This is a genomic window from Streptomyces lydicus (assembly GCF_000717345.1).
In the GTDB taxonomy this organism is placed as follows: domain Bacteria; phylum Actinomycetota; class Actinomycetes; order Streptomycetales; family Streptomycetaceae; genus Streptomyces; species Streptomyces lydicus.
Genome location: NZ_JNZA01000009.1, coordinates 77,679 through 101,980, shown reverse-complemented (window position 1 = coordinate 101,980; position 24,302 = coordinate 77,679). Strand labels below are relative to the sequence as shown.

The window sequence follows — 24,302 nt, the reverse complement described above, 5'->3', positions numbered from 1 at the left end:
TTCCGAGGGGCGCAGGAGGTACGCGATGGATCTGGCTCTGCTGCGTACCTTCGTCACGGTGCACCGAGCCGGCTCCTTCACTCGCGCCGCGGCCTTGCTCGGCCTCTCCCAGCCCGCGGTGACCAGCCAAATACGCGCGCTGGAGCGCCAGTTGGGCCGTCCGCTCTTCCTCCGCTACGCCCGTGGCGTCACCCCCACCACCATCGGCGACGAGCTCGCCCACAAGGTCGCCCCGCATCTGGACGCGCTCACCGAGATCACCGAGGCCGGTCTGGACCGGGATTCGGTCACCCGCACCCTCCATCTCGCCGGCCCCCCGGAGTTCCTCGCCGAGCGCGCACTTCCCGCGCTGACCCCGCTGATCGCCCAGGGCCTGTCCATACGCAGCACCTTCGGCTCGGCCGACGAGCTGCTGAGCGGCCTGGCCGCCGGCCACCACGATCTGACCGTCACCACCACCCGGCCGCGCGGTGGGCTGCTCACCGCCACCCCGCTGTGCGACGAGGAGCACGTACTGATCGCCGCGCCGCACTGGGCGGACGGGTGGGGCGGTCCGGCCGCGCTGCAGGCCGGCGGCGTCCGCCTGCTCGACCCGGTGCCGCTCGTGGAGGTCCATGAGAGCCTCCCGCTGATCACCCGCTACTGGTCCACGGTCTTCGACGCCAAGCCCGCGGCCTCCGCCGCCGTGATCGCCGCCGACCTCCGCGCGGTGCTGGCCTGTGTCACCGCCGGCGCCGGCCTCGCCGTCCTGCCTCGCTACCTGTGTGCGGAGGCCCTGGACCGCGGGGAGGTCGTCGCCCTGCTCGACCCGCCCGTGCCCCCGCTGCGCACGTACTTCCTCGCCGTACGGACCGGGACGCTCGGCCTGCCGCACATCGCGCGGGCGCACGAGTGGCTGCTGCGCTCCGCCGTCGACTGGTGACGAAGGGACAGGGGTTTCACCAAGCCGTGGTTGCGGCATCTGTCGACTATGACCGTACGGCCAGTCGTCAAACGCACCGCCCGCGCAATCCTGCTCGACGGCGAGGATCTCGTTCTGATCAAGCGCACCAAGCCGGGCCGGGCCCCGTACTGGATCACCCCCGGCGGCGGGGTCGAGGCCGAGGACGCCACCGTCATCGACGCCCTCCACCGTGAACTGGACGAAGAACTCGGCGCGAAGATCAAGGACGTGGTGCCGGTCTTCGTCGACACCGTCGAGCACTTCAGCGACGGCGGGGTGGACGGCGTGAAGGTGCAGCACTTCTTCGTCTGCCGGCTCGACTCGATGGACCTCTCACGCCGGCACGGCCCCGAGGTCGAGGAGCCCTGCGGGGAGTACGAGATCGTGCGGGTGCCGTTCACCCGCGTCGGCATCGCCTCCGTCGAGGTCGTTCCGCTCTCCCTGCGGCACTACCTGGACGGCAACATCGAGGGCGTACGCGCGATGCACGCCCCCGACCTGGGCTGACCGACGGCCGGGCCGAGGCGCCGGCCGCCGCGGCGGGCCCGGGGATCAGCTGTCGCCGCGGGCCCGGGGAGGTCAGCCGTCGCGGCGGGCCCGGGGAGGTCAGCCGTCGCGGCGGCCGAACCACCCGAGGAACTCGGGCTCGTCCTCCGTGGACCGGCGCGGCTGGGCGCGCGCCAGCACCCGCTCCACCCGGTCAAGGAACTCCGCGTTCAGCTCCTCCACGAAGTCGTTCCGGTCCGCGAAACGGTGTCCGGCACCGTTCACCTGCCGCGCACCGGGCTCCTGAGGGACATCGTGGTGCGTCACGGCATCGGTGTCCTCGTGCAGTCCGCCCCGCAGGTGCTCGTCCTTGCGCTCGGCCCGCCGGAACGGCGCCCGCTCGGCCGCCTCGGCTGCCGCGCCGAAGAAGTCCCCGCCCTTGCGCTTGACGTCGTCCGTGCCCCAGGCCCGCGCCCCGCGCTGCTGCGCCGGGACCTTCTGCAGATGCGGAATGTGCTTGGCGCAGTGGATGTACGCCTCTTCGACGTCGACCGTGACCCACAGCTGGGCGCGGCGCCCGGGAATCGGGTCGACCGGGAGGCCGGGGTGCGCCGCCCGCATCTCCTCGTCCAGCACGACCCGCGCCCGGCCGTTGATGTGCAGCCCGATGCGGTCGCGGGTGAAGTCGATCACCAGCATGCCCAGGCGCGGATTCTCCGAGATGTTGCCGATGGACGCCATGACACCGTTGCCACGGTATTCCGGGTAGGCCAGCGTCCGGTCGCCGAGCACCTGGATGAAGCCGGGCGGGCCGGCCCGGAACGTCGAGTCGCACTCCCCGTGCCGGTCGGCGGTGGCCAGGAAGAACATCTCCTGCCGGACCAGGAACTCCTGCATACGGGCGTTGAGGTGATCGAGCACCTGGTCCCCGTAGAAACGGTCCGCGCGCTCGGTCGTACCGAGTCGCTGCTGAACCAGGTGTTCGCCGTCGCTGCCTGGGCGCTCCTGTCGGGGCATGCCCCACCCCTCCCCTGTCGGCCCGTATTCGCCTTGTGCTGCCAAGACCTCAATCTCCTGCCGCGACCAGCTCTTCAATGGAGTCGTGCCGTATGCGGTCGGTCGGGATGCCGACCCCCACCAAAGCGTCCACGCCGCTACGGATCAGGCCGGGCGGCCCGGAAAGATAGGCGTCGTACTCGCGGAAGGGCCCGTATTGCCGTACGGCGTCCGGCAGTTGTCCGGTCTCACTGCTGGTCCCGCCCCGGACCGCGGGCCCGTTGGCGACCACCGGGCGGACCGAGAGCCACTGGTGGGTCTGCTCCAGGCGCAGCATGGTGTCCAGGTCGTAGAGGTCGTGATCGGTGCGGGCACCGTAGAAGACGTCGACGGGCCGGCGGATGCCGTGTTCCGCGACGTCCTCGATCAGCGCCTTGATGGGCGCGATACCGGTGCCGCCGCCGACGCACAGCAGACCGTTGCGGGTGGAGTGGTCGACGGTCATCGAGCCGGCCGGCGCGCCGAGCCGGATGATGTCACCGGGGCGGGCCCGGTGGACCATCGCGTTGGAGACCCAGCCCGCCGGAACCGCCTTGACGTGGAACGACAGCAGACCGTCGGAGCGCGGTGCCGAGGCGAAGGAGTAGTGCCGCCAGACCCGCGGCCACCAGGGGGTTTCCACGCTGGTGTACTGGCCGGCGCGGAACGGGTAGGGCTGGTCCGGGCGGACCGTCACCACCGCGATGTCGGGGGTGCGCAGCTCGTGCGAGACGACCTCGGCCTGCCACCACGCGGGCGCCACGGCCTCGTCCTCGGCCGCCGCGTCGATCATGATCTGGGAGATCGCGGTGTACGCGCGCACCCACGCGGCCTCGGTCTCCGGCCCCCAACTGGAGGTCGCATACCGCGCCAGGGCGCTGAGCAGGCACTCGCCGACCGCGGGGTAGTGGTCGGGCTGGGTGCCGTACTTGCGATGACCGCGGCCGAGGTTGGCGAGGTACGCCTTGAGCACGGCGGCGTTGTCGACGTGCTGGGCGGCGGTGAGCAGCGCCTTGAACAGCCGGTCGCGCTGAGCGTCCATCGAGGCGGGGAAGAGCGCCCGCAGGTCGGGGTGCTGGACGAACAGCAGCGCGTAGAAGTACGACGTGACCTTGTCGGCCACCGGCTCGATCTCGGCCATGGTGCGACGGATGAGGAGCGCGTCGGGCGAAGCGGCTTCCGCGGAAGCGGCCGAGGCGTGCAGGGCTTCGAGCGAGGGCTCAGCCGCCGGCACGGCCGGACGCTGCTTGGCCGCGAAGTAGGGGGCCGCCGCGACGTCGTTCTGGACGGGCGATGCGGGGGCGGGGCGCTGGGGGGCCGGGGCAGGCGCAGGGGCCGATGCGGCTGATGCGGGCGCGGGGGCCTGAGGGGCCGGCGCGGGGGCGGAGGTCTGGGTGGAGCCTGGGGCGGGGGCCGGGGCCGGTGCCGCACCGCCGGGGCGCGCCGGTTCGTGGACGGGCTCGGGCTCACGGCCCCGCACGGGCTCGCGCTCCCACACGGACGGGCGGGCCTGCTCCCGGGCCGGTTCGGCCTCCGGGCGCGGGGGCGCGTACGGGGAGAAGGGGTCCGGATACCCGGGGTCCGCGGCGGCGGGCTGCTCGGCGTAGGGGGCGGCGGGTGCGGGGGACGGGGCGGTGGGGTGCGGGGCCGTCTCGTGGTGCCGCTGGGGAAGCTGCGGCGGTTCGGCCTCGCGTTCACGCGCGGCGGCGGTGCCTACCGGCCGGATGGGATTGACCGGCCGACTGGGTATCTGCTCCCGGCCGCCGCGTTCACCGGTACCGTGCGGGGCATTCCCGCCATACGTTCTGTTCCCGTCGTACGGGGCATTCCCGCTGTACGACCCATTCCCGTTGTACGACCCATTCCCGTCGTACCGATCGCCGAAGTCGCCGCGGTTCTCCCGATGATCGCGGTCACCGCGGTCGTTGTGGTCGTCGCGCTCACCCCGGCCGTCCGGTTCGGTACGGCCGTCCTCATCCGGGTGGCCCTGACCGTCCTGTCGCTCCCGCTGTTCATCGGAGGACTTCTTCGCCGGCGGAGTGAACCAACCCCAATCGCCACGGCTGCCGCCAGAAGAGCCGTTATCGGCCGACGTGGTGGTCGGAGCGTCCATGGTCTGCCTCGCCTCGAACGTCTTTCGGTTGACTTCGCAGTTCCGTGGAGCGGAACTGCCCGCAATTCCCCCGCCCTGTCCCGGAATTCTTCATCGCCTCAAGCGATCCCGGCAACACCCGCTAAAGCGGACAAACCCCACTTCCCTGCGACAACGCAGGACAGACGGCGCGTCAACACCATGCCACCCCTGCTCATCGGAACGGACAAATAGCCGGAAGTCCGGGTGTCACGGGCCACTTCACCGCTAGGCTGGTGAGCTTTGCCCGCCCTTCGCGGCCCGCGGAAGCCCTTACCCCGCCAAGCCGGACTCGACCATACCGGCAGTAGTTGAAACCACAAGCCCTGATCTTGGAACACTCCGCGCGGCCCCTCCGATTTCGGTGATCCTCCCCACAGAGGGCATTTTCCGTACCTTGAAGGGGCGATTCTCTGAAGAAAGCCAGGAATTACTGGTCGGTACGCACCAGTTCATAGGCCCCTCGCAGATCACGCCCCGCGTACGCAGCCCAAGCGAGGCCACTGACATGGTGATCGGCGTTCACGGCCACCGACCGGGGCACCGCCGCGAACAGCGCGGTGTCGGACAGTGAGTCGCCGTACGCCACACAGTCGGCCCGCGTCAGCCCGTACTGCGCGCAGAGTTCATCCGCGATGCGCACCTTCGCCGCCGACGAGAGGATGCCGGCCGGTTCCACCGGCTGCCGGAACGGCACGGCGGGCCACAGCGAACCGTGCGCGGTGTCCACTCCCCAGGCCAGCAGCCGTTCGACGAAGAAACTGGGCGAGAGAGAAATCACCGCACACCGTTCCCCGCGCGCCCGGATATCTGCCCAGACCTCCCGAATTCCGCTGAGCCAGGGCGCACCGTCGAAGGCCGCCGCCACATGAAGCTCGGTCAGCTCCGCGGCCCACAGCTCACACGACAGTTGCGCGTACTGCAGCGGCGTCAGCTTCCCCGCGGCAAACCCGCGCTCCAGCTCCGCGGTCTCCCGCTCCAGGCCGAGTTGCCGGGCTATCTCCACGGCGGCCGCGGACCCGTAGAGCAGAGTCCCGTCCATGTCGAACAGATGCAGCTTCCCCATGGGCGAGGAGCGTAGGACGCATGCAAGCGAACGGAACCCCCGGGGGCCCCGGGGGCGGGTGGCGGGCCGTGCGGGGAGTGTGCAGCGGGGTTGGTGAAATGTGGGTCTGGGGTTTGGGGTCTGGGGCCTGAGGTCTGGGGCTGGGCGTCCGGGAATCTGAGGGCTGTGGGGGGGGGAGGCTGGGGGCCGTACTCAAGGGCGCGTATGCGGGGTTACTCCCGCGGGCAGATGTACGGCGGGGATCCGGCCGCGACCGTGGACGGTATGCAGCAGCTCACCCGCCCCGCCCGCCGGACGCTCCTCGTCCTCCATGTCGCCGTATCCGTCAGCTGGCTCGGCCTGGCCCTCGGGCTGCTGGCACTCGGCATCACAGGCTGTACGACCGGCTCTCCCGATATGGCTACGGCCGCGTACCGAGCGATGAAGATCTTCGGTGACTGGCTGGTCCTGCCCGTCGCCCTGGCAACGCTGGTCAGCGGCTTGGTGCTGTCACTGGGCACCCCCTGGGGGCTGGCCCGGCATCGCTGGGTCTACCTCAAGTTCTGGCTGACTGTCGTGACCGTGCTGCTGTCGGTCTTCGCACTGCGCCCGGGCATCAACCACCAGGCCGCCGAAGCGGCCGCGGGCACTCCCGGTCCCGCCATCGATCTCGTCGTCGCGCCGGCCGTCGCCACGGCCACCTACTTCTTCATCACCGCGATCTCCGTCCTCAAGCCCTGGGGCCTGACCGCACGCGGCCGCCGACTGCGGTCAGGCCCCAGGCGGCCGAGGCCGGGCACACCGGCACAGGGGAACGGCAAGGCGGGGGCGACCCTTAGCTAGCGGACGATCCACCGGAGGCCCGGCCCGCCGGCGGCCCGGCCCTCTGGTGGCTCGGCCCTCTGGTGGACGGCTCCGCCAGTGGCTTCGCCCGCCGGCGGACAGCTCCGCCGGCGGACGACGCGCCGCGGGGTCAGGCGAGGCCCAGCTCCGCTATCGCCGCACCGGCGATCCGATGGTCCTGCTCGGGGGCGCCACCACCGACGCCGATCGCGCCGATCAGCCGGCCGTCCCGGTGGAGCGGCACACCACCCGCCAGGAAGAGCAGCGGCCGGTCCAGCGCCGTGGGCAGCGTGTGGAAAAGGCCGTCGGGCCGTACGAGATCGACCAGGTCGGCGGTCGGCGCGTCCAGCTGAAGCGCGGTGTACGCCTTGCGGGTGCTGGTCTCGCCGGAGATCAGCACGGCCGCGTCGTCCCGTCGGAACGCGAGCAGATGGCCGCCCGCGTCCAGCACGGTGACGCTCCCCCGGACGCCCAAGTCGTCGGCGGCGCGTACGACGGCCCCGATCAGGGCTTCGGCCTCACCGGTGGTCAGCGGCCGGACCGTCGGAACGGCAGCCGAGCTGGACGGAGCGCTGGCGGGGGGAGCGGAGAGGGAAGTCGAGGTGGGGGTGGTGGTGCTCATCGGCGTGTCCTTGGGGGAGTTCGGTGGGTGCGGCAGCACGCGCGGCACTGCCAGCCCTGGCGGTGGGGGGAATGAGGTACGCAGTCCGGTGGGGAACGGAGCGCGGTGTGCGGAGCGCGGTAAGAGTGGTGACGTGGGCGGCCGTTGGGCGCGGGCCCTCAGCCGTCAGCGCTGTCCCGCCGCTACGGGCTCGTCGGCCACCAGTCCGGGCCCGCCCGCGGTCACGACCTTGCTGCGGCCGCTCTGGCGGCGTTCCAGCAGGGAGGCGAATATCGCCACCCCGAGGGCCGCGACGGTCATCAGCGCGCCGACCCAGTTGGGCGCGGTGTAGCCGAGGCCGGCCGAGATGACGAGCCCGCCGAGCCAAGCGGCCAGTGCGTTACCGAAGTTGAAGGCCGCGATGTTGCCGGCCGAGGCGAGGGTGGGCGCTGAGGCCGCCTGGTCCATCACCCGCTTCTGCAGCGGCGGCACGGTCGCGAAGCCGAAGATGCCGATCAGTGCGATGGTGACGGTCGCGGCGATCTTGTTGTGCGCGGTGAAGTTGAACGCGGCCAGCGAGAGCGCCAGACCCGTCAGCGACACGTACAGCATCGGCATCATGGCGCGGTCGGTGAAGCGCCCGGAGACCAGGTTTCCGCCGACCATGCCGAGGCCGAAGATGGCCGTCAGCCAGATGACGGAGGACGGCGCGAAGCCGGTGACCTCGGTCATCATCGAGGCGAGGTAGGTGACGGCCGCGAAGACACCGCCGAAGCCCAGGATGGTCATCAGCATCGCGAGACCGACCTGCGGGTTGCGGAAGACCGCGAGTTCCTTGCCTATGGGCGAGGCCGCCTTCGCCTCATGCGCCGGGATCAGCTTGACGATGCCGAGCAGTCCGATCACACCGAGCGCGGTGATGGCATAGAAGGTGGTGCGCCAGCCGGACTGCTGGCTGAGCATCGTGCCGACCGGCACGCCCACGACGTTGGCGATGGTCAGGCCGCTGAACATCAACGAGATGGCGGTGGCGCGCTTCTGTGGCGCGACCAGGTCGGCGGCCACGAGTGCGCCGATACCGAAGAAGGCGCCGTGCGTGAACGCGGCCACGATCCGCCCGACCAGCATGATCCAAAAGTTCGGCGCGAGGCCCGTGAGCAGGTTGCCGACGATGAACAGGCCCATCAGGAGGGTCAGCATCTGCTTGCGGGTGAAGCGCGTACCCAGCGTGGTCATCAGCGGGGCGCCGATCACCACGCCGAGTGCGTAGACCGTGGTCGCGTATCCGGCGAGGGGGATGGAGACACCGAAGCCGGCCGCCATGTCGGGCAGCAGACCCATGACCGCGAACTCGGTCGTGCCGATCCCGAAGGCACCGATGGCAAGAGCCAGGAGTGCGAGAGGCATGACGGATCCCTTCAAATGATTGCGTCCGTCCCTTACGAGCGTCCACAATAATTGCAGACGCGGGTTAATTGCAAGCGCCGGATATTTCGATCGTGGCCTATCCTGGTGGGTGCGCCCCTTGAGGAGGTCTTCGATGACGCAGCAGACGCGCGAGAAGCAGAAAGAGCGGGAGCAGGCAGCGGCCCGGCAGACGGCAGCGGACGCGCCCGGCTGCCCGTCGGCGCCGGAACCCGGCCTCGCGCAAGGTTGGTGCGCGCTTTCCGCCCTGCACAGCCGCATCGAGTCGCACATCGAGCGCGCGCTGCAGGCCGGCCACGACCTCAGCGTGCGCGAGTTCTCGGTCCTCAACGTGCTCAGCGAGCAGCACGACGGGCCGGGCGGTCACCTGCGGATGCACCAGGTCGCGGACTCCGTCGTGCTCAGCCAGAGCGCGACCACCCGCCTGGTCACGCGGCTCGAGGAGCGCGGGCTGCTCTCGCGCTATCTGTGCCCCGACGACCGCCGCGGCATCTACACCAACGTCACGCCGGACGGCCTCGCGCTCCTGGTGGAGGCACGCCCTACGCACGACGGCGCACTGCGTGATGCCCTCCAGGAGGCTGGGCGGCGCCCCGAGCTGGCACCGCTGGTCACGGCCGTCGAAGCGCTCGCGCCGCCCGCCGCCCGCTGACGCCGCGGGACGGGAGCCGGACGGCGCCGGACGGGCAGGCACCGCCCGGTCGCCTGCCTGCCGGCCCTGTGAACACACGGCATAGGGTCGCGCCCATGAGCGATATCGAGATACGCCGCGCAACCGAGGCCGATCTGCCCGCCATCGTCGCGATGCTCGCCGATGATCCGCTCGGCGCCGCCCGCGAGTCGCCGGACGACCTGGCGCCGTATCGCGCCGCGTACAAGACGCTGGCCGCAGACCCGCAGCAGCAGCTGGTGGTCGCCGTGCGCGAGGGACGGACGATCGGAACTCTCCAGCTCACGGTCATTCCCGGCCTGTCCCGGCGCGGTGCCACCCGCTCGATCATCGAGGCCGTACGGATCCACCGCGACGAGCGCGGCACCGGCCTCGGCAGTCAGCTCATCGAGTGGGCGGTCGCGGAGTCGCGCACGCTCGGCTGCCAGATGGTGCAGCTCACCTCCGACGCGACCCGGGTCGATGCGCACCGCTTCTACGAACGGCTCGGCTTCGAGGCATCCCACCTGGGATTCAAGCTCGCGCTCTGACAGACAACCGTCGGCGGGCGGCAAGCAACGGGCGACCGGCGCCTGGTGGTCTCAGGGGCGCCGCGTACGCCCCCGCGCTCGGTGGGCCTTCTGCCGGCACGCGCCACCGCAGTAGCGCGCCGGGCGTCCCGTGCGGGCCGCCGCGAGCGCCGCACCGCATACCTCACATCGAGATTCGTTACGCTTTCCGGCCTTCGGCGGAAGTTTCGTTACGCTCGGCCTTGCCCGCAGCGCGTCGCACATCAGCGCCGTCATCCGCCCCGGGGCGTCGACCTCCGAGCCCCCCGCGGCCCGGGCCCGCTCCATCGAGAGGCAGCCCACGAGCAGCGCCCTGAGGTCCGTCATACCGACGTCCCGCCGTACGGCGCCTGCCTGTTGGGCCCTGGTCAGCAGGGCCTCCAGCGCCTCGTCGAAGTCCCGCCCGGCTCCCGGGGACGGGGCGAAGGGCCCCGCGCCGGCCGTCTCCAGCGCGTCACACAGCGCCTTGTTCCGTGATGTGAGCCGCACCACCGACGCAAGGAAGCGAAAGAACACAGCACCAGCGTCCTCGGCATCCACCAAGTCCCTTGCGGTGTCGGTGAAAAGCTCGATCCGATCCACGACGGCGGCCCTGAACAGGGCGTCCTTGGAAGGGAAATGGCGGTAGACCGTCCCGGCCCCGACCCCTGCGCGGCGCGCGATCTCCCCGAGCGGGACTCCCAACCCCATTTCCTCGAAGGCGAATCGGGCCGCTTGGAGCACGAGCGCCCGGTTCCGTCGGGCATCCGCACGCGGGGCCGTCACCTCACGCGCCGCGCCACCGTCCGGCATCACCGAGCCTCCTGAGAAACGTTCTCGTCCCGGGTCGACTGCCGCGCCACCAAGCGGGTCGCCCATTCCGATTCTACGGGAGGCTCTCAGCAAGATCACTGAGCGCCTGGGGACCCGGTGTTCGCGTCGGCCGGGTCATGGAGGGCGTCTTCGGCATCAAGCGTCCCGCCGGAGCTGCTGGAGCGCCACCGGACTACTCCTGACGGAACAAGAACGCCGTCGGCCCCTCTACCGCCGATGAGGTCACCTCCGCGGGTGAACGGCATCTCGCTTACCTCTCAACGGGCCGTGCCCAACTACCGCCTATTACAGGGAGGTTGGAGGTAGATAGGCAGTCGCGGGACAGCAACGTGCCCCCGGGCCCTAGAAACGCAAAGCGGCCTGGTTTCACGTGAAACCAGGCCGCTGAACACGGACAAAATGGAGGAGGGCCGTGTTTCACGTGAAACACGGCCCTGCGCACCATGGATCAGTCGATCGTCACCGCATCCCATGCCTCGCCCGCAGCCACCGCCGCGCCCTCAGCGTCCACGGCCACCCCGAGCGCACGCAGCCCGCCCGCCAGCGCCACCAACGACGCGGTGACCACCGCCCGGTCGGCCGCGCGGCCATAGTGGTTCACCCGGATCATCTCCTTGGCCAGCGTGCCCGCCGCAGCCTGTACCGGCACCGCAGCGTCGACCGCAAGCGCGGCGCTCACGATCTCCCGCGCGTCGACTCCCTCGGGGGCGCGGAGCGTCGTCGCAGCCGGCGCCGCGTCCTCGTCGCGTACGACATAGGGGGTGAGCCCGCCGAGCGCCCGTACCCCGGCCCGCGTGGCCGCGGACGCCGCCCGGTGCCGGGCGATGACCGCATCCAGTCCCTCGGCGTCGATACGGTCTGCCGCCTGTTCCAGGGCGAGCATCTCCAGCTGCGCCGGAGCGTGCGGCAGAGCGGTGCGTCCGCCGTCGATCCAGCGCTCCTTCCAGTCCAGCAGCGAGAGGTACGAGCGCCGCGGAGCCTGCTCATTGGCGGCGATCCGCTCCCAGGCGCGGGCGCTGACCGAGGCGACGGACACCCCGGCGGGCCCGGCCAGCGCCTTCTGCCCGCCGATCACGCAGAGGTCCACCCCCCACTCATCGGTCAGCAGCGGCTCGGCACCCACCGAGGCGACCGCGTCCAGCATCAGCAGCGCACCGTGCTCCCTGACCACCTCGGCGATGGCCGCAACAGGATTGGTGTTGCCGGTGGCCGCCTCCGCGTGCACCAGACTCACGAAGTCGATCTCGGGGTGCTCGCGCAGCGCTTCCGCCACCTGCTGCGGGTCCACCGCGCCCGTGAACGGTGCGCTGAGGTCGATCACCTCGGCCCCGCACGACCGCAGCCAGCCACCGAAGGTCTCGCCGTAGGGCCCAGTGATGATGTTCAGCGCGGTGCTGCCGGGCCGCACGGCCGAGCGGATACACGCCTCCAGCGGCAGCAGCGCCTCGCCCTGCATCGCCACAACATCGCAGCGGGTGCGCATCAGCGCGGCCACCTTGTCCTCGATCTGCGCGAAGCGGGCCGCGGTGAGCGGCGGCAGGTCGAGCAGGTCCGGGGCAGCGGAGTTCGCGGCGGGGTCAGACACAGCAGTCACCAGGGCCTTCCAGCGGTAGCGAGCCGCCTCGGCGCGGCTCCTGACGTCCGGCCTCGACTGTACGTCCGACCGCCGCGCCGCCGCCGTACGGGCCCGGCCACAGCCGGAGGGGGCTCACGGCCGCCAGCCGCCCGGGTCCACCCCGCCCGGTACCGGCGCCGACGGCTCGTACGGCCCGCGGGTGAACACGAAGGTGCCGAGGTCCAGATGGCTGACCGAACCGTCCCGGTCCCGCACCACCCTCAGCGTCTCCCCCTCGTAATAGCCGTTCAGCCCGGTCCAGGTGCCGTCCTCCTCGGCCCGGAACCGCGAGGAGCGGCCCTGCCCCGACAGCGGCGTGAGCTCCAGCGCGCGCTCGGCGCGCAGCCGCAGCACATGGGGGTTCGCGCCCCAGTACCAAGGGCCGGTCAGCGCCAGCAGCTCCGGGTCGAGCGGTTCCGGCTGGGGGCGCCAGGGCTCGGGGATCCGGGGCTCGTGCTCGCTCACGATTCCGGCGAGATCGATGGCAATCGCCGAGACAGCAGGCCCGGAGGTGCAGTTGGCGAGCACGATGCCGGCGACGTCCTCCTCGGCATCGGCCCACAGCGATGCCAGGAAGCCGGGCATCGAGCCGGAGTGCCCGAACAGCGGCCGCCCTTCGTGCCGTACGAGCTGCAGTCCCAGCCCGTACCCCGCCTGGCCGGCGGTCTCCTCCGGCGGCACGGCCGGCCGCCGCATATCGGCCAGGCTCGATGCGCTCAGCACCCGCTCATCGCCCCGCAGCAGAAAGGCCGCCCAGCGGCACAGGTCCTCCAGCGTCGACCACAGCTGCCCCGCGGGGGCCATCAGCCCGGTGTCCTGCGCCGGTTCCGGCAGCATCACATCGGCCCACGGATGCACCGCCCAGCCACCGGCGTGCGGCATCTCCGGCTGCAGCGTCGTACGGCCCATGCCCAGCGGGTCCAGTACCTCGCGGCGCAGCACCTCGCTCCACGGTGTACCGCCCCGCAGCCGTTCGACCAGCGCTCCGAGCAGCGCATATCCAGGGTTGGAGTAGTGGTGCCACCGGCCGGCGGGGAGCCGCTGAGGGCGTTCGCCGAAGAGGTCGGCCGGCTCCGGGCGCAGCGTGCCAGGGGTCCGTTCCCACCAGGGCCCAGCTGTTTCCGCCGCCAGCCCCGCACTGTGCGCGAGGAGCTGAGCCACTGTCGCGTCCGGAACCGGGGTGTCCTCCAGGTGCTTGCCGACCGGGTCCGCCAGCCGCAGCAGCCCCTCGTCCCGCAGCCGCATCACCAGCACGGCGACGAAAGTCTTGGTGAGAGAGCCGATCCGGTACTGCACATCGGCGTGTGGGACCTCCCCGTCGACCGAACTCCGGGCGCCGGTCCACACCGCACGTCCGCCCCGGACCACGGCCCCCATCATCGAGGGCGCCCGCCCTTCGGCCTGCCCACCGGCCAGCCGCCGCAGCAGCGCCCGCCGCGTCTGGGGCATCAACTGCGCGAACTCCGCAGGCGTATCGAACGGCACCGGCGCCCCGCCGACGGGCCCGGGGACGTTCGCCCCGGCGTCAGGGGAATCCGCGGACTGGGTGGTGGTCATGGCGCTCCTCAGCAGATTCTCGGCCGATCCCGTTCAGGCGAACAGCTTCGCCCTTCCCGCTCCGTCGATCCACCCCAGCAGCCTCGTAAGAAGCACCGTCCTCAGCCGTGCCCCACTGCGCCGATCACTGCCTCCACCTCGGCCTGCTCGTTCTCCGGCAGCCAGCGCGCGGCGTGCACCATGTGCAGCGCGGTACGCAGCCGCATACGGTCCTCCTCCGTACCGAGGTATCCGAGGTAGGCCGGGAGCGTCAGCCCCAACGCCTTGAGGTCGGGCCGCGCGCACCATCGCGCGAACAGTTCCCGGAGACGCGCGTCCACTCCCTCATCGAGGAGCCGGGGCCGCACGTCCAAGCGCGCATCGTCGCCCGCCTCAGCCTCCGTGGAGGCAGTGCCCCGCAATCCTTCCGCGATCGCGAAGCGGTTCCAGTCCCCGTACTGTCCCTCGGAGGCGTCGCTCACCCGGTCCGCTGCCCGCACGAAATACGCATGCGCCAGGGCCGGTTGGCCCAGCTGTCGGCAGGCGTGCCCCATGTTCACGTACAGCGACGGATAGAACCCCCGCACCCGCTCGTCCCCCACCCGGTCCGCGCGGTCCAGGCACTCCTGGTTCCAGCGCAGCGTGTCCTCGGGTGACGCCTGGTGGCGTGCGAGGTAGTGCCCGGCGATGCACGCCTCATAGTCGTCCGTGGCGGTGTCCCAGGCCCGTTGGAAGAGTTCGAGTGCCGTGGCGGCCCGTCCCTCCGCCTCGGCCTGCATTCCCTCCACGCACAGCCGCACCACCGGCAGTTCCGGATCCACCGGCACGCTCCTTTCCTCCGCCCTCATGCGTCAGTCCTCGGTCCCACTGCGGCGTACCGGCATCACCAACGTCGTAAAGCTCCCCTGGTCAGCGGAGCGCACCACGACGGGGCGCTCCACCGACGTGATCTCCAGCAACACATCCGGCCCCACTCCCGCCTCCAGCGCGGGCAGAAGCACTGCCGGGTCGAAGGCGATGCGCAACCCGGACCCCTCGGCGATGAGGCGCAGCCGCACGGGCTCGCGTCCGCCGCCCGACACCGTCAGCGTCTGCTCGGCGGGTGCACCGGGCGCTGTTTCACGTGAAACCTCGGCCGCTTCACCGGATGCGGTTTCACGTGAAACCACGCGCTCCTTGCGACCACACTCAGCATCCTCGCCGCCGCCCGTGCCCCCTCCGGACACCGACAACGACACCACTCGCGCCCGCCCGGCCACTGCGTCCCGCAGCGCCTCCCGGTCTACGATCAACCGGTGCCGGCCGGCCTCCAATCCCTCCAGCATCAGCCGGTAGTCCGGGAAGGCCGCTGCCTCCGCGCCACCACCGCGACCAGCGGCGCATCCATCCGGCACCTCGCGCACGTCGGTCCCGCTCCGCAGCCGAACCTCTGCCCCGTCCCCCGCGCACTCCAGCTCGACCGTCCGCTGTCGTACGGCCCACTCCGCCAGGCCCCGGGCCGCCTCCGCACCGATCAGGACGCGTCGCGGTCCACCCTCGAACTCTGTCGGCCGCAGCACCCGCACAGCCAGCCGATAGCGGTCGGTGGCCACCAACCGCACCTCGCCCGCACTGAGTTCGAGCAGCACATGGCCGAGCACCGGGTGACGTTCCCTGGTCTTTCCGGTCGCGGCCGCCGGCGCCACCTGCCTGACCGCACTGGCGAGTTCGGCGCCGCCGATCCACGCCCGCGCCCAGGCCCGGCAGTGCCCCGCGCCTTCTGGCGCCTCCGGCAGGAGCCGTTCCACGAGCGCCCGCGCCTCCGCCTCGTTACGCCGCATCCGCTCCAGATGAGCCCGCAGCACACCGTGCGCGGCATCCTCGGGTCCGTCCAGCACCACCGCAACGTCCACCAGTGGCAGCCCCGCCTCCCGCAACTGCCGCAGCCGCACCGCCCGAGCCGCCTGCCCGGCTCCGTAACGCCGGTACCCCGTCACACCGTCCACCCGGGCCGGCCGCAGCACTCCGCAGTCGTCGTAGAACCGCAGGGCACTCGGTGTCAGCCCCACCCGCCGCGCAAAGGTGCCGATGCTCAACAGGGCTTCGCTGTCGTCCATGCACGTGAGTCTGGAGCTTCAACCCACCTGAAGGTCAACGCCGGCAGCCCGCCCGCCGAGTGAGCGACACTGAACCGATGACGAGTGATGCCCACGGCCAGGAGCCGATTCCCACCGCAGAGGAAGCCGAGCCGGCTGGTCGCGACGGCCTCACCGTGGGCCGAACGGCCACGCTCGTCGGGGTGAGCGTGAAGACGCTGCACCACTGGGACGCGATCGGCCTCGTGTACCCGAGCGAGCGCACCCGGGCCGGGTACCGGGTGTACTCGGGCGAGGACATCGCACGGATCCACCGGGTCCTGGTCTACAAGGAACTCGGTTTCCCGCTCGCCGCGATCGGCCGGATCCTCGATGACCCGGGTGCCGATGCCCGCGACCACCTGCGGCGACAGCGGACCCAGCTCGTGGAGCGCATATCCCGCCTCCAGAAGATGGTCGGCTCGGTCGATCGCATGCTGGAGGCGTCGAAGACCGGGATGCGGCTGACACCCGAGCAGCAGATCGAGATCTTCGGTGACGACTGGCAGCCCGCCTGGGTCGAGGAGGCCGAGAAGCGCTGGGGCGACAGCGCGCAGTGGGCCCAGTACGCCGAGCGGGCAGCCGAGATGACACCGGAGGACTGGGAGGGGGTCGCGGCCGCCACCGACGCGTTGAACGCCGACCTCGCCGCGGCCAAGCGCGCCGGCACCGCACCCGGCTCCGCCGAGGCGAACGCCCTCGCCGAACGGCACCGCGCGTCGCTCTCGACATACTTCGACTGCACGCACGCGATGCAGGCGTGCCTTGCACGGAGATACGTCGACGATCCGCAGTTTGCCGCGTACTACGACGCCATCGTGCCGGGCCTCACTGCGTGGCTGCGTGACGTGGTCTTCGCGAATGCCGAGGCGCACGGCATCGATCCGGAATCCGCGAGGTGGGAGTAAAGGCACCCCGGGCGCCGGGCGCGGCGGGCACGTCCGGCCTGTGGCTTCCCGCGCTGTTCTGCCGACGGCGAAGACCGGCCCGACCGGGCGCGGCTATCACTACGGTCCCGTCTCATGACGACGGTTACCACGCGCACGGTCGAGTACCCGGCCGACGGCCTCACGATGATCGGGCACCTCGCGCTGCCCTCCGGCACCGGGCGCCGCCCCGCGGTGCTGCTCGGGCCAGAGGGCACGGGGCTCAGCGACGTCGAGCGCCGCCGGGCCGATGCGCTCGCCGAGCTGGGATACGTGGCGCTGGCCTTCGACCTCCACGGCGGGCGCTACTTGGGCGACCCCGAGGAGATGCTGGCCCGTTGCATGCCGCTGCTCGCCGACCCCGACCGGATGCGGGGCATCGGCCACGCGGCGCTCGACGTGTTGCGCGCCGAACCGCGGACCGACCCCGACCGGATCGCCGCCATCGGCTACGGCACCGGGGGCGCCATCGGGCTGGAACTCGGGCGCGACGGCGTCAATCTGCGCGCGATCGGGACAGTCAACGCACTGACCACGGGCCGGCCGGGCGAGGCGGCGCGCATTCGCTGCCCGGTGTGGGCCGGGGTCGGGTCGGAAGACCCGATCATGCCGCCCGCGCAACGGGACGCGTTCGCCGCCGAGATGCAGGCCGCGGGCGTCGACTGGCGCCTCGTGGTCTACGGCGGCGCCTTGCACGCCTTCCACCACCCGACGGTCGACCACACCGTGCGTCCCGGCGTCGGCTACCACCCACGGCACGCACAGCGAGCCTGGCGTGACGTCGTCGCCCTGCTCGCCGAGTGCCTGCCCGTAACGGAGTCGGTCAGAGCACCCTCGTCATGACACGACCTCCATGATTTCCCTCTGCTCGGTGGTCGGAGCGCGGATCCGGTGGCGGAAGCGTCCTCCACCCGCCTCAGCCCCAGGCCCCGCTCAGGTCTGCGCCATGTCCACGAATCGGGAGTAGTGGCCCTGGAACGCGACGGTGATCGTCGCCGTGGGGCCGTTACGGTGCTTGGCCACGATGAGGTCGGCCTCGCCCGCGCGCGGGGACTCCTTCTCGTAGGCGTCCTCGCGGTGCAGCAGGATGACCATGTCCGCGTCCTGCTCGATGGAGCCGGATTCACGGAGGTCCGAGACCATCGGCTTCTTGTCCGTGCGTTGTTCCGGGCCACGGTTCAGCTGGGAGAGCGCGATGACCGGCAGCTCCAGCTCCTTGGCCAGCAGCTTGAGGTTTCGGGACATGTCCGAGACCTCCTGCTGGCGGCTCTCGGCGCGCTTGGAGCCGCCGGACTGCATCAGCTGGAGATAGTCGATGACCACCAGCTTCAGCTCATTGCGCTGCTTGAGCCGGCGGCACTTGGCGCGGATCTCCATCATCGAGAGGTTGGGCGAGTCGTCGATGTAGAGCGGCGCGGCCGAGACATCGGGCATCCGCCGGGCCAGCCGCGTCCAGTCCTCGTCCGTCATGCTGCCGGAGCGCATGTGGTGCAGCGCGACCCGCGCCTCGGCGGACAGCAGGCGCATCGCGATCTCGTTGCGCCCCATTTCCAGCGAGAAGATCACGCTCGGCAGATTGCTCTTGATCGAGCAGGCCCGCGCGAAGTCCAGCGCGAGGGTCGACTTACCCATGGCGGGACGGGCCGCGATGACGATCATCTGGCCCGGGTGCAGGCCGTTCGTCAGGGAATCCAGGTCGGTGAAGCCGGTCGGCACACCCGTCATCTGGCCCTGGCGTGAGCCGATCGCCTCGATCTCGTCGAGCGCGCCCTCCATGATGTCGCCGAGCGGGAGGTAGTCCTCGCTGGTGCGCTGCTCGGTGACGGCGTAGATCTCCGCCTGGGCCTTGTTGACGATCTCGTCGACGTCGCCGTCGGCGGCGTATCCCATCTGCGTGATGCGGGTGCCGGCCTCGACCAGCCGCCGGAGGACGGCGCGCTCGTGGACGATTTCGGCGTAGTACTCGGCGTTCGCGGCCGTCGGTACGGACTGGACGAGGGTGTGCAGATAGGAGGCGCCGCCCACCCGGGCCAGCTCGCCGCGCTTGGTGAGTTCGGCGGCGACGGTGATCGGGTCGGCCGGCTCGCCCTTGGCGTACAGATCGAGGATCGCCTGATAGACCAGCTCATGGGCGGGGCGGTAGAAGTCTTCGCCCTTGAGGACCTCGACGACGTCCGCGATGGCGTCCTTCGACAGCAGCATGCCGCCGAGCACGGACTGCTCGGCGTCCAGGTCCTGCGGGGGCACACGCTCGAAGCTGCCGGCCCACGAGCCGCCGTCCTCGTCGTCGCGCTCCGGACGGTCGCCGCGGCCACGGCCCTTTCCGTCACCCCGTCGGGAACGGGCGGCGGGCAGCAGGTCACTGGGGCCGGAGCCCGCCCAAGGGTCTTCCATGGGCTCGGGAATGCTCACCCCGGCACCTCCTCCCGTCCGCGACGCGGACCTTGCTGTGCTGTTCTTTCTTACGGCACAGCTCTGACAATCGAGACGCCCGACTCCGGTTACGGCGCGTCGAGTTCGGACGAGTTCTCGGACCGGAACAGGCGGCGGGTGCCGGATAACGGTAGGCCCGTGGGCACCGTCCGCCAATCTGGTTATCCACAGGCCGTGTGGATGACCGCCCTACAGCTGTGGAGAACTCCCCGGATCCTGTGCACGGCCCGGGGGAAACTTCTGTGGACAAGCACACAATCACCCAGCCACCAAGCCTCTGACCTGCGACTTTCTCATCCATAGCCTGTGGGGGAGAAAAAGTTTCCCCACGGGTTCAAGATCGCGACAAACGGCGCGGAGGTGACGCCTCCACAGAGCGGAAAGTAAGGATCACTAGCGCCTTGCATCTCTTACCTGTGGAAGATTAGATTGAGTGCATGACACAGGCTCCCGCGACCACGCGGCGCACCGACCGCCGCCACGACCGCGAGATCATCGCCCTCGCCCTGCCCGCGTTCGGCGCACTGGTCGCGGAACCCCTCTTCGTCATGGTCGACAGCGCCGTCATCGGCCACCTCGGCACCTCCCAGCTCGCCGGTCTGGGCGTCGCCGCCGGCCTGCTCACCACCGCCGTCTCCGTCTTCGTCTTCCTCGCCTACGCCACCACCGCGGCGGTCGCCCGCCGGGTCGGCGCCGGCGACCTGCCCGCCGCGATCCGCCAGGGCATGGACGGCATCTGGCTCGCCCTGCTGCTCGGCGCCGCGGTCATCGTCGCGGTGCTGCCCACCGCCCCCTGGCTCGTCGAAGCCTTCGGCGCCTCCGCGACCGCCGCTCCGCCCGCCACGACCTACCTGCGCATCAGCGCGCTCGGCATCCCCGCGATGCTCGTCGTGCTGGCCGCCACCGGAGTGCTCCGCGGCCTCCAGGACACCCGGACCCCGCTCTACGTCGCCATCGGCGGCTTCTCCGCCAACGCGGCGCTCAACGTCGGCCTGGTCTACGGCGCCGGCCTCGGCATCGCCGGCTCCGCCTGGGGCACGGTCATCGCCCAGTGCGGCATGGCCGCGGTCTACCTCGCCGTGGTGATCCGCGGCGCCCGGCGGCACGGCGCCTCGCTGCGCCCCGACGCCGCGGGCATCCGCGCCTGCGCCCAGGCCGGCGTGCCGCTGCTGGTCCGTACGCTGTCGCTGCGTGCCGTCCTGTTGATCGCCACCGCGATCGCCGCCCGGCTCGGCGACGCCGAGGTCGCCGCCCACCAGATCGTGCTCACGCTGTGGTCCCTGCTGGCCTTCGCCCTGGACGCGATCGCCATCGCCGGGCAGGCCATCATAGGCCGCTACCTCGGCGCCGGGGATGCCGACGGCGCCAGGGCCGCCTGCCGGCGCATGGTCCAGTGGGGCATCGCCTCAGGCGTGGTCCTCGGCGTGCTGGTCGCGCTCGCCCGGCCGTTGTTCATCCCGCTCTTCACCTCCGACCCCGCCGTGCAGAGCCCGCTGATGACCACTCTCCTGGTGGTGGCGTTGACCCAGCCGGTCTCCGGGATCGTCTTCATCCTCGACGGCGTCCTGATGGGCGCCGGGGACGGCCCCTACCTGGCCGGAGCGATGGTCGTGACACTCGCCCTGTTCGTACCGGCCGCGCTGGCCGTGCCCGCCTTCGGCGGCGGACTGGTCGCGCTGTGGTGGGCCATGGCCCTGATGATGACCGTCCGCATGCTGACGTTGTGGCTGCGCACGCGGTCCGGACGGTGGATTGTGACCGGAGCCTCCCGCTGAAGCACCTCCCGCAACACACACCGGATGCTGATAATGACCGTGTGCGCTCGCTTGCCTGGAAGTCCGTGCTGCCCCTGACGGTCGTCGTCATCATGGCCGCTGCCGTGGTGGGCTATGCCGCGGAGGAGTCCGATATGACCGGCAACGTCGCCAGCCACAAGTCGTTCGGCAAGTCCGGCGAGTCGGGCGAGGACCCCCAGGACCAGGATCCGGCCGCGACGGCCCCCGCCGACGACGGCAACGCGTACACCCCGCGCAGGACCGAGCAGAACGCCCGGGTCGGCGCGGTCTTCGAGAAGGACGACTCCGGCGATCACTTCTGCACCGCGAGCGTGGTGCAGAGCCCGGGCCGGAACATGCTGATCACGGCGGCGCACTGCGCCTACGACGCCGAGGCCGGTTCCACGGTGAACGACCTCGTCTTTGCCCCCGACTACCGCGACGGCGACGAGCCCACCGGCCTCTGGAAGGTCAAGAAGGTGATCATCGACGACCGCTGGGCCAAGTCGCAGGACGAGGACCTCGACGTCGCCTTCCTGATCCTCGACAAGAAGGACGGCAAGCAGATCCAGGACGTCCTGGGGGGCAACACGCTCGGCATAGACCGTGGCTTCGACAACGAGGTCAAGATCACCGGCTATCCCACCAGCCGCGACACCCCGATCTCCTGCCAGAACCGCACCACGAAGTACAGCGACACCCAGATGCGCATCCAGTGCACCGACTTCGAGGGCGGTACGAGCGGCAGTCCCTGGCTGGCCGACTACGACCCCAAGAGCCACACCGGCACGGTCATCGGTGTGCTGGGCGGCCATGAGGGCGGCGGCGACCAGGACGATGTCTCCTACGCCGCCTATTTCGACGACGACGTGGCCGTGCTGTACCGGCGCGCCCAGGACAAGGACTGAGTCCGGGCCGGCCGCGACCCCGGACACGGCGAAGGGCCGCACCCCGTTGACGGGGGTGCGGCCCTTCGGCGTTGTCCTGCGATCAGGCGGCGACGACCTCGACGCCCAGCTTCGCAACGACCTCGGCGTGCAGACGCACGGAGACCTGGTGCGCGCCCAGGGTCTTGATCGGCGAGCCCAGCTCGACGCGACGCTTGTCGACGTCCGGACCACCGGCGGCCTTGATCGCCGCAGCGACGTCGGCCGGGGTGACGGAACCGAACAGGCGGCCCGCGTCGCCGGCACGCACGGCCAGCTTCACGTTGACGCCCTCGAGCTGGCCCTTGACCTCGTTGGCCTGCTCGATCGTGGCGATCTCGCGGATCTTGCGACCGCGGCGGATCTGCTCGACGTCCTTCTCGCCACCCTTGGTCCAGCGGATCGCGAAACCACGCGGGACCAGGTAGTTACGGGCGTACCCGTCCTTGACGTCAACGACGTCGCCGGCGGTGCCGAGGCCGGAGACCTCGTGGGTGAGGATGATCTTCATTTGTCGGTCACCCTTCCCTTATCGCGCGGTGGACGTGTAGGGCAGCAGCGCCATCTCACGGCTGTTCTTCACGGCCGTGGCGACATCGCGCTGGTGCTGAGTGCAGTTGCCGGTGACTCGGCGGGCACGGATCTTGCCGCGGTCGGAAATGAACTTCCGCAGCAGGTTCGTGTCCTTGTAGTCAACGTAGGAGATCTTCTCCTTGCAGAACACGCAAACCTTCTTCTTAGGCTTGCGAGCAGGCGGCTTCGCCATTGTCTCTCTCCAATGAGTTCAAGAAGTTTGTGCTGTCGCCCTCAGGCCGCACCGCCCGGCCGTTCCACGGCTCCGTTTCACGTGAAACAGTGCCGCGTCGCGCCGGTGGTCGGACCTAGAAGGGCGGCTCGTCCGAGTAGCCACCGCCGGAGCTACCGCCCCAGCCACCACCGCCGCCACCCTGCTGACCGCCACCGGCAGGACCGCTGGTCGCCCACGGGTCGTCGGCGGGAGCGCCGCCGCCCTGCTGGCCGCCGCCGGGGCCGCCGCCCCAGCCGCCGCCACCCTGGCCACCGCCCTGCTGACCGCCGCCGAAGCCGCCGCCGCCCTGGCCACCACGACCGCTGGTCTTGGTGATCTTGGCTGTGGCGTTCTTCAGGCTCGCGCCCACTTCCTCGACGTCGAGCTCGTAGACCGTGCGCTTCACGCCCTCGCGGTCCTCGTAGGACCGCTGCTTGAGGCGACCCTGAACGACCACGCGGGTACCCCGCGTAAGGGACTCGGCGACGTTCTCAGCCGCCTGACGCCACACCGAGCAGGTCAGGAACAGGCTCTCGCCGTCCTTCCACTCATTGGTCTGACGGTCGAAGGTGCGGGGAGTGGACGCGACGCGGAACTTCGCGACCGCCGCACCGGACGGGGTGAAGCGCAGCTCGGGATCGTCGACAAGATTGCCGACGACCGTGATGACGGTCTCGCCTGCCATTAGGGGAACCTCTCGGCGGGTGTGCTGCTGGCTGCTGGTGTTGCTGCTACTCGGACCCGGTTACCGCTGGACGCTGACGCGCTCAGTGGGTCTCGGGACGGAGAACCTTGGTCCGGAGGACCGACTCGTTCAGGTTCATCTGACGGTCGAGCTCCTTGACGACCGCAGGCTCGGCCTGCAGGTCGATGACCGAGTAGATGCCCTCGGGCTTCTTCTTGATCTCGTACGAGAGACGACGACGGCCCCAGGTGTCGACCTTCTCGACCTTTCCGTTGCCCTCACGGACGACGGAGAGGAAGTTCTCGATCAGCGGGGAGACAGCGCGCTCCTCGAGATCGGGGTCGAGGATGACCATCACCTCGTAGTGACGCATGTAGAACCCACCTCCTTTGGACTCAGCGGCCACGGTCGTTCCGTGGCAGGAGGGTCGTATGCGTTCCGCGCCCGGCCCGTCCGGCTGACCGGACAGACAAGAGGCGCAGACCGTACAGAGTACCTGCCTGAAGCCTTCCGGTTGAAATCCGACCGGTACACCCCTCAATCTGGAACACAACGGGTGTGAGCGGCGTTACAGTGCGCCGCCCTGTCATCGGAGGTGCCGCATGGCACAGGCAGCTAGGACCCAGCGCTCTCTGCTCTCGCTTCTCAACAGCGACGGCAAGGACCATCCCGTCGAGAACACCTTCGCCCTAGTGACCGTGGTGCTCGGCGCGATCGCCGTCTTCACCACGCTCTCTCCCAGCCTGCACCTGGTCAGTTCCTGGGTCGGCCTGATCGGTATCGGCACCGGCCTGTGGGGACAGTTCATCTCGTCGACGACAGGCGAACGCTTCCTGTTGATCATCGGCCTCGGGGCGTCGGCCCTGGGGTTCTACCTCGGCCTGGCCCACGGCGGCCTTTTCGGCGGTGTCATCGGCTGAGGCGCCGGCCGCCGCACGATGCGGCATACGGGGGCCAGCCCGTAT

At 70.5% G+C, this 24,302-nt stretch carries 25 protein-coding genes; 10 read left to right on the top strand and 15 right to left on the bottom strand.

What is annotated here, in order from left to right; all coding sequences use genetic code 11:
- Nucleotides 1–25 precede the first annotated feature (25 nt).
- Together OO62_RS10520 and OO62_RS10515 are read left to right on the top strand one after the other, a co-directional pair.
- Nucleotides 26–922 carry a LysR family transcriptional regulator gene (locus OO62_RS10520; protein ID WP_033267039.1) on the top strand — a complete coding sequence of 299 codons (897 nt, stop codon included), beginning with the start codon at nucleotides 26–28 and terminating at the stop codon, nucleotides 920–922.
- Between the two features lie 48 nt (nucleotides 923–970).
- Nucleotides 971–1,450 carry an NUDIX domain-containing protein gene (locus OO62_RS10515; protein ID WP_033267038.1) on the top strand — a complete coding sequence of 160 codons (480 nt, stop codon included), beginning with the start codon at nucleotides 971–973 and terminating at the stop codon, nucleotides 1,448–1,450.
- Nucleotides 1,451–1,549: 99 nt separating this feature from the next.
- Here OO62_RS10515 and OO62_RS10510 read toward each other — a convergent pair whose 3' ends face one another.
- The 3 genes from OO62_RS10510 to OO62_RS10500 form a co-directional block, all read right to left on the bottom strand.
- Nucleotides 1,550–2,446: a pyridoxamine 5'-phosphate oxidase family protein gene (locus OO62_RS10510; protein ID WP_033267037.1), complete on the bottom strand. Its 897-nt coding sequence runs from the start codon at nucleotides 2,444–2,446 to the stop codon at nucleotides 1,550–1,552.
- A 49-nt stretch (nucleotides 2,447–2,495) separates the two neighbouring features.
- On the bottom strand, nucleotides 2,496–4,190 hold the full coding sequence (locus OO62_RS10505) for a globin domain-containing protein (RefSeq protein WP_410177142.1): 1,695 nt from the start codon (nucleotides 4,188–4,190) through the stop codon (nucleotides 2,496–2,498).
- An 835-nt stretch (nucleotides 4,191–5,025) separates the two neighbouring features.
- Nucleotides 5,026–5,661, bottom strand: coding sequence for an HAD family hydrolase (locus OO62_RS10500; RefSeq protein WP_033267035.1), 636 nt, complete (start codon nucleotides 5,659–5,661; stop codon nucleotides 5,026–5,028).
- A gap of 264 nt (nucleotides 5,662–5,925) precedes the next feature.
- On the opposite strand from OO62_RS10500, the gene OO62_RS10495 reads away from it, so the two are divergent.
- Complete coding sequence (locus tag OO62_RS10495) at nucleotides 5,926–6,483, top strand: hypothetical protein (RefSeq protein WP_033267116.1); 558 nt, start codon at nucleotides 5,926–5,928, stop codon at nucleotides 6,481–6,483.
- A gap of 130 nt (nucleotides 6,484–6,613) precedes the next feature.
- Here OO62_RS10495 and OO62_RS10490 read toward each other — a convergent pair whose 3' ends face one another.
- Nucleotides 6,614–7,105 (bottom strand): GlcG/HbpS family heme-binding protein, encoded by a 492-nt coding sequence (locus tag OO62_RS10490; protein WP_078617104.1) that lies wholly within the window; start codon nucleotides 7,103–7,105, stop codon nucleotides 6,614–6,616.
- 165 nt (nucleotides 7,106–7,270) lie between these two features.
- Nucleotides 7,271–8,491 carry an MFS transporter gene (locus tag OO62_RS10485; protein WP_033267034.1) on the bottom strand — a complete coding sequence of 407 codons (1,221 nt, stop codon included), beginning with the start codon at nucleotides 8,489–8,491 and terminating at the stop codon, nucleotides 7,271–7,273.
- Between the two features lie 133 nt (nucleotides 8,492–8,624).
- Between OO62_RS10485 and OO62_RS10480 the strand changes: the two genes are divergently transcribed.
- Nucleotides 8,625–9,161, top strand: a complete 537-nt coding sequence (locus tag OO62_RS10480; protein WP_033267033.1) for a MarR family winged helix-turn-helix transcriptional regulator — start codon at nucleotides 8,625–8,627, stop codon at nucleotides 9,159–9,161.
- A gap of 95 nt (nucleotides 9,162–9,256) precedes the next feature.
- Nucleotides 9,257–9,709 carry a GNAT family N-acetyltransferase gene (locus OO62_RS10475; RefSeq protein WP_033267032.1) on the top strand — a complete coding sequence of 151 codons (453 nt, stop codon included), beginning with the start codon at nucleotides 9,257–9,259 and terminating at the stop codon, nucleotides 9,707–9,709.
- 51 nt (nucleotides 9,710–9,760) lie between these two features.
- Here OO62_RS10475 and OO62_RS10470 read toward each other — a convergent pair whose 3' ends face one another.
- The 5 genes from OO62_RS10470 to OO62_RS10450 all read right to left on the bottom strand — a co-directional run bounded on the left by OO62_RS10470 (nucleotide 9,761) and on the right by OO62_RS10450 (nucleotide 15,787).
- A complete protein-coding gene (locus tag OO62_RS10470) occupies nucleotides 9,761–10,519 on the bottom strand; it encodes a TetR/AcrR family transcriptional regulator (RefSeq protein ID WP_033267031.1) in 759 nt (252 codons plus the stop codon).
- Nucleotides 10,520–10,988: 469 nt separating this feature from the next.
- A complete protein-coding gene (locus OO62_RS10465) occupies nucleotides 10,989–12,134 on the bottom strand; it encodes a pyridoxal-phosphate-dependent aminotransferase family protein (protein ID WP_051732965.1) in 1,146 nt (381 codons plus the stop codon).
- Nucleotides 12,135–12,248: 114 nt separating this feature from the next.
- Nucleotides 12,249–13,604, bottom strand: a complete 1,356-nt coding sequence (locus OO62_RS10460; protein ID WP_033267114.1) for a serine hydrolase domain-containing protein — start codon at nucleotides 13,602–13,604, stop codon at nucleotides 12,249–12,251.
- A 209-nt stretch (nucleotides 13,605–13,813) separates the two neighbouring features.
- Entirely contained in the window at nucleotides 13,814–14,512 is a 699-nt protein-coding gene (locus tag OO62_RS10455; protein WP_051732985.1) for a hypothetical protein, read from the bottom strand.
- A gap of 30 nt (nucleotides 14,513–14,542) precedes the next feature.
- Nucleotides 14,543–15,787 carry a DNA polymerase III subunit beta family protein gene (locus OO62_RS10450; RefSeq protein WP_033267028.1) on the bottom strand — a complete coding sequence of 415 codons (1,245 nt, stop codon included), beginning with the start codon at nucleotides 15,785–15,787 and terminating at the stop codon, nucleotides 14,543–14,545.
- 77 nt (nucleotides 15,788–15,864) lie between these two features.
- Here OO62_RS10450 and OO62_RS10445 point away from each other — a divergent pair, with 77 nt between their 5' ends.
- Together OO62_RS10445 and OO62_RS10440 are read left to right on the top strand one after the other, a co-directional pair.
- Nucleotides 15,865–16,713 carry a MerR family transcriptional regulator gene (locus OO62_RS10445; protein ID WP_033267027.1) on the top strand — a complete coding sequence of 283 codons (849 nt, stop codon included), beginning with the start codon at nucleotides 15,865–15,867 and terminating at the stop codon, nucleotides 16,711–16,713.
- A 114-nt stretch (nucleotides 16,714–16,827) separates the two neighbouring features.
- Nucleotides 16,828–17,574 (top strand): dienelactone hydrolase family protein, encoded by a 747-nt coding sequence (locus OO62_RS10440; protein ID WP_033267026.1) that lies wholly within the window; start codon nucleotides 16,828–16,830, stop codon nucleotides 17,572–17,574.
- Nucleotides 17,575–17,664: 90 nt separating this feature from the next.
- Here the strand turns inward: OO62_RS10440 and dnaB are convergent, their stop codons facing one another.
- Nucleotides 17,665–19,143: a replicative DNA helicase gene (dnaB, locus tag OO62_RS10435; RefSeq protein ID WP_078617103.1), complete on the bottom strand. Its 1,479-nt coding sequence runs from the start codon at nucleotides 19,141–19,143 to the stop codon at nucleotides 17,665–17,667.
- A gap of 458 nt (nucleotides 19,144–19,601) precedes the next feature.
- On the opposite strand from dnaB, the gene OO62_RS10430 reads away from it, so the two are divergent.
- Both OO62_RS10430 and OO62_RS10425 read left to right on the top strand, forming a co-directional pair.
- Nucleotides 19,602–20,939 carry an MATE family efflux transporter gene (locus tag OO62_RS10430; RefSeq protein WP_033267024.1) on the top strand — a complete coding sequence of 446 codons (1,338 nt, stop codon included), beginning with the start codon at nucleotides 19,602–19,604 and terminating at the stop codon, nucleotides 20,937–20,939.
- A 41-nt stretch (nucleotides 20,940–20,980) separates the two neighbouring features.
- Nucleotides 20,981–21,847 carry a trypsin-like serine peptidase gene (locus OO62_RS10425; protein WP_033267023.1) on the top strand — a complete coding sequence of 289 codons (867 nt, stop codon included), beginning with the start codon at nucleotides 20,981–20,983 and terminating at the stop codon, nucleotides 21,845–21,847.
- An 82-nt stretch (nucleotides 21,848–21,929) separates the two neighbouring features.
- On the opposite strand, the gene rplI is transcribed toward OO62_RS10425, so the two are convergent.
- The 4 genes from rplI to rpsF all read right to left on the bottom strand — a co-directional run bounded on the left by rplI (nucleotide 21,930) and on the right by rpsF (nucleotide 23,710).
- Complete coding sequence (gene rplI / locus OO62_RS10420) at nucleotides 21,930–22,376, bottom strand: 50S ribosomal protein L9 (protein ID WP_033267022.1); 447 nt, start codon at nucleotides 22,374–22,376, stop codon at nucleotides 21,930–21,932.
- A gap of 18 nt (nucleotides 22,377–22,394) precedes the next feature.
- Nucleotides 22,395–22,631, bottom strand: coding sequence for a 30S ribosomal protein S18 (rpsR, locus tag OO62_RS10415; protein ID WP_003978893.1), 237 nt, complete (start codon nucleotides 22,629–22,631; stop codon nucleotides 22,395–22,397).
- Nucleotides 22,632–22,746: 115 nt separating this feature from the next.
- Nucleotides 22,747–23,337, bottom strand: a complete 591-nt coding sequence (locus tag OO62_RS10410) for a single-stranded DNA-binding protein (RefSeq protein WP_033267021.1) — start codon at nucleotides 23,335–23,337, stop codon at nucleotides 22,747–22,749.
- A gap of 82 nt (nucleotides 23,338–23,419) precedes the next feature.
- Nucleotides 23,420–23,710 (bottom strand): 30S ribosomal protein S6, encoded by a 291-nt coding sequence (gene rpsF / locus OO62_RS10405; protein WP_006604399.1) that lies wholly within the window; start codon nucleotides 23,708–23,710, stop codon nucleotides 23,420–23,422.
- A 229-nt stretch (nucleotides 23,711–23,939) separates the two neighbouring features.
- On the opposite strand from rpsF, the gene OO62_RS10400 reads away from it, so the two are divergent.
- Complete coding sequence (locus OO62_RS10400; protein WP_033267020.1) at nucleotides 23,940–24,257, top strand: hypothetical protein; 318 nt, start codon at nucleotides 23,940–23,942, stop codon at nucleotides 24,255–24,257.
- The last annotated feature ends 45 nt before the right edge of the window (nucleotides 24,258–24,302 follow it).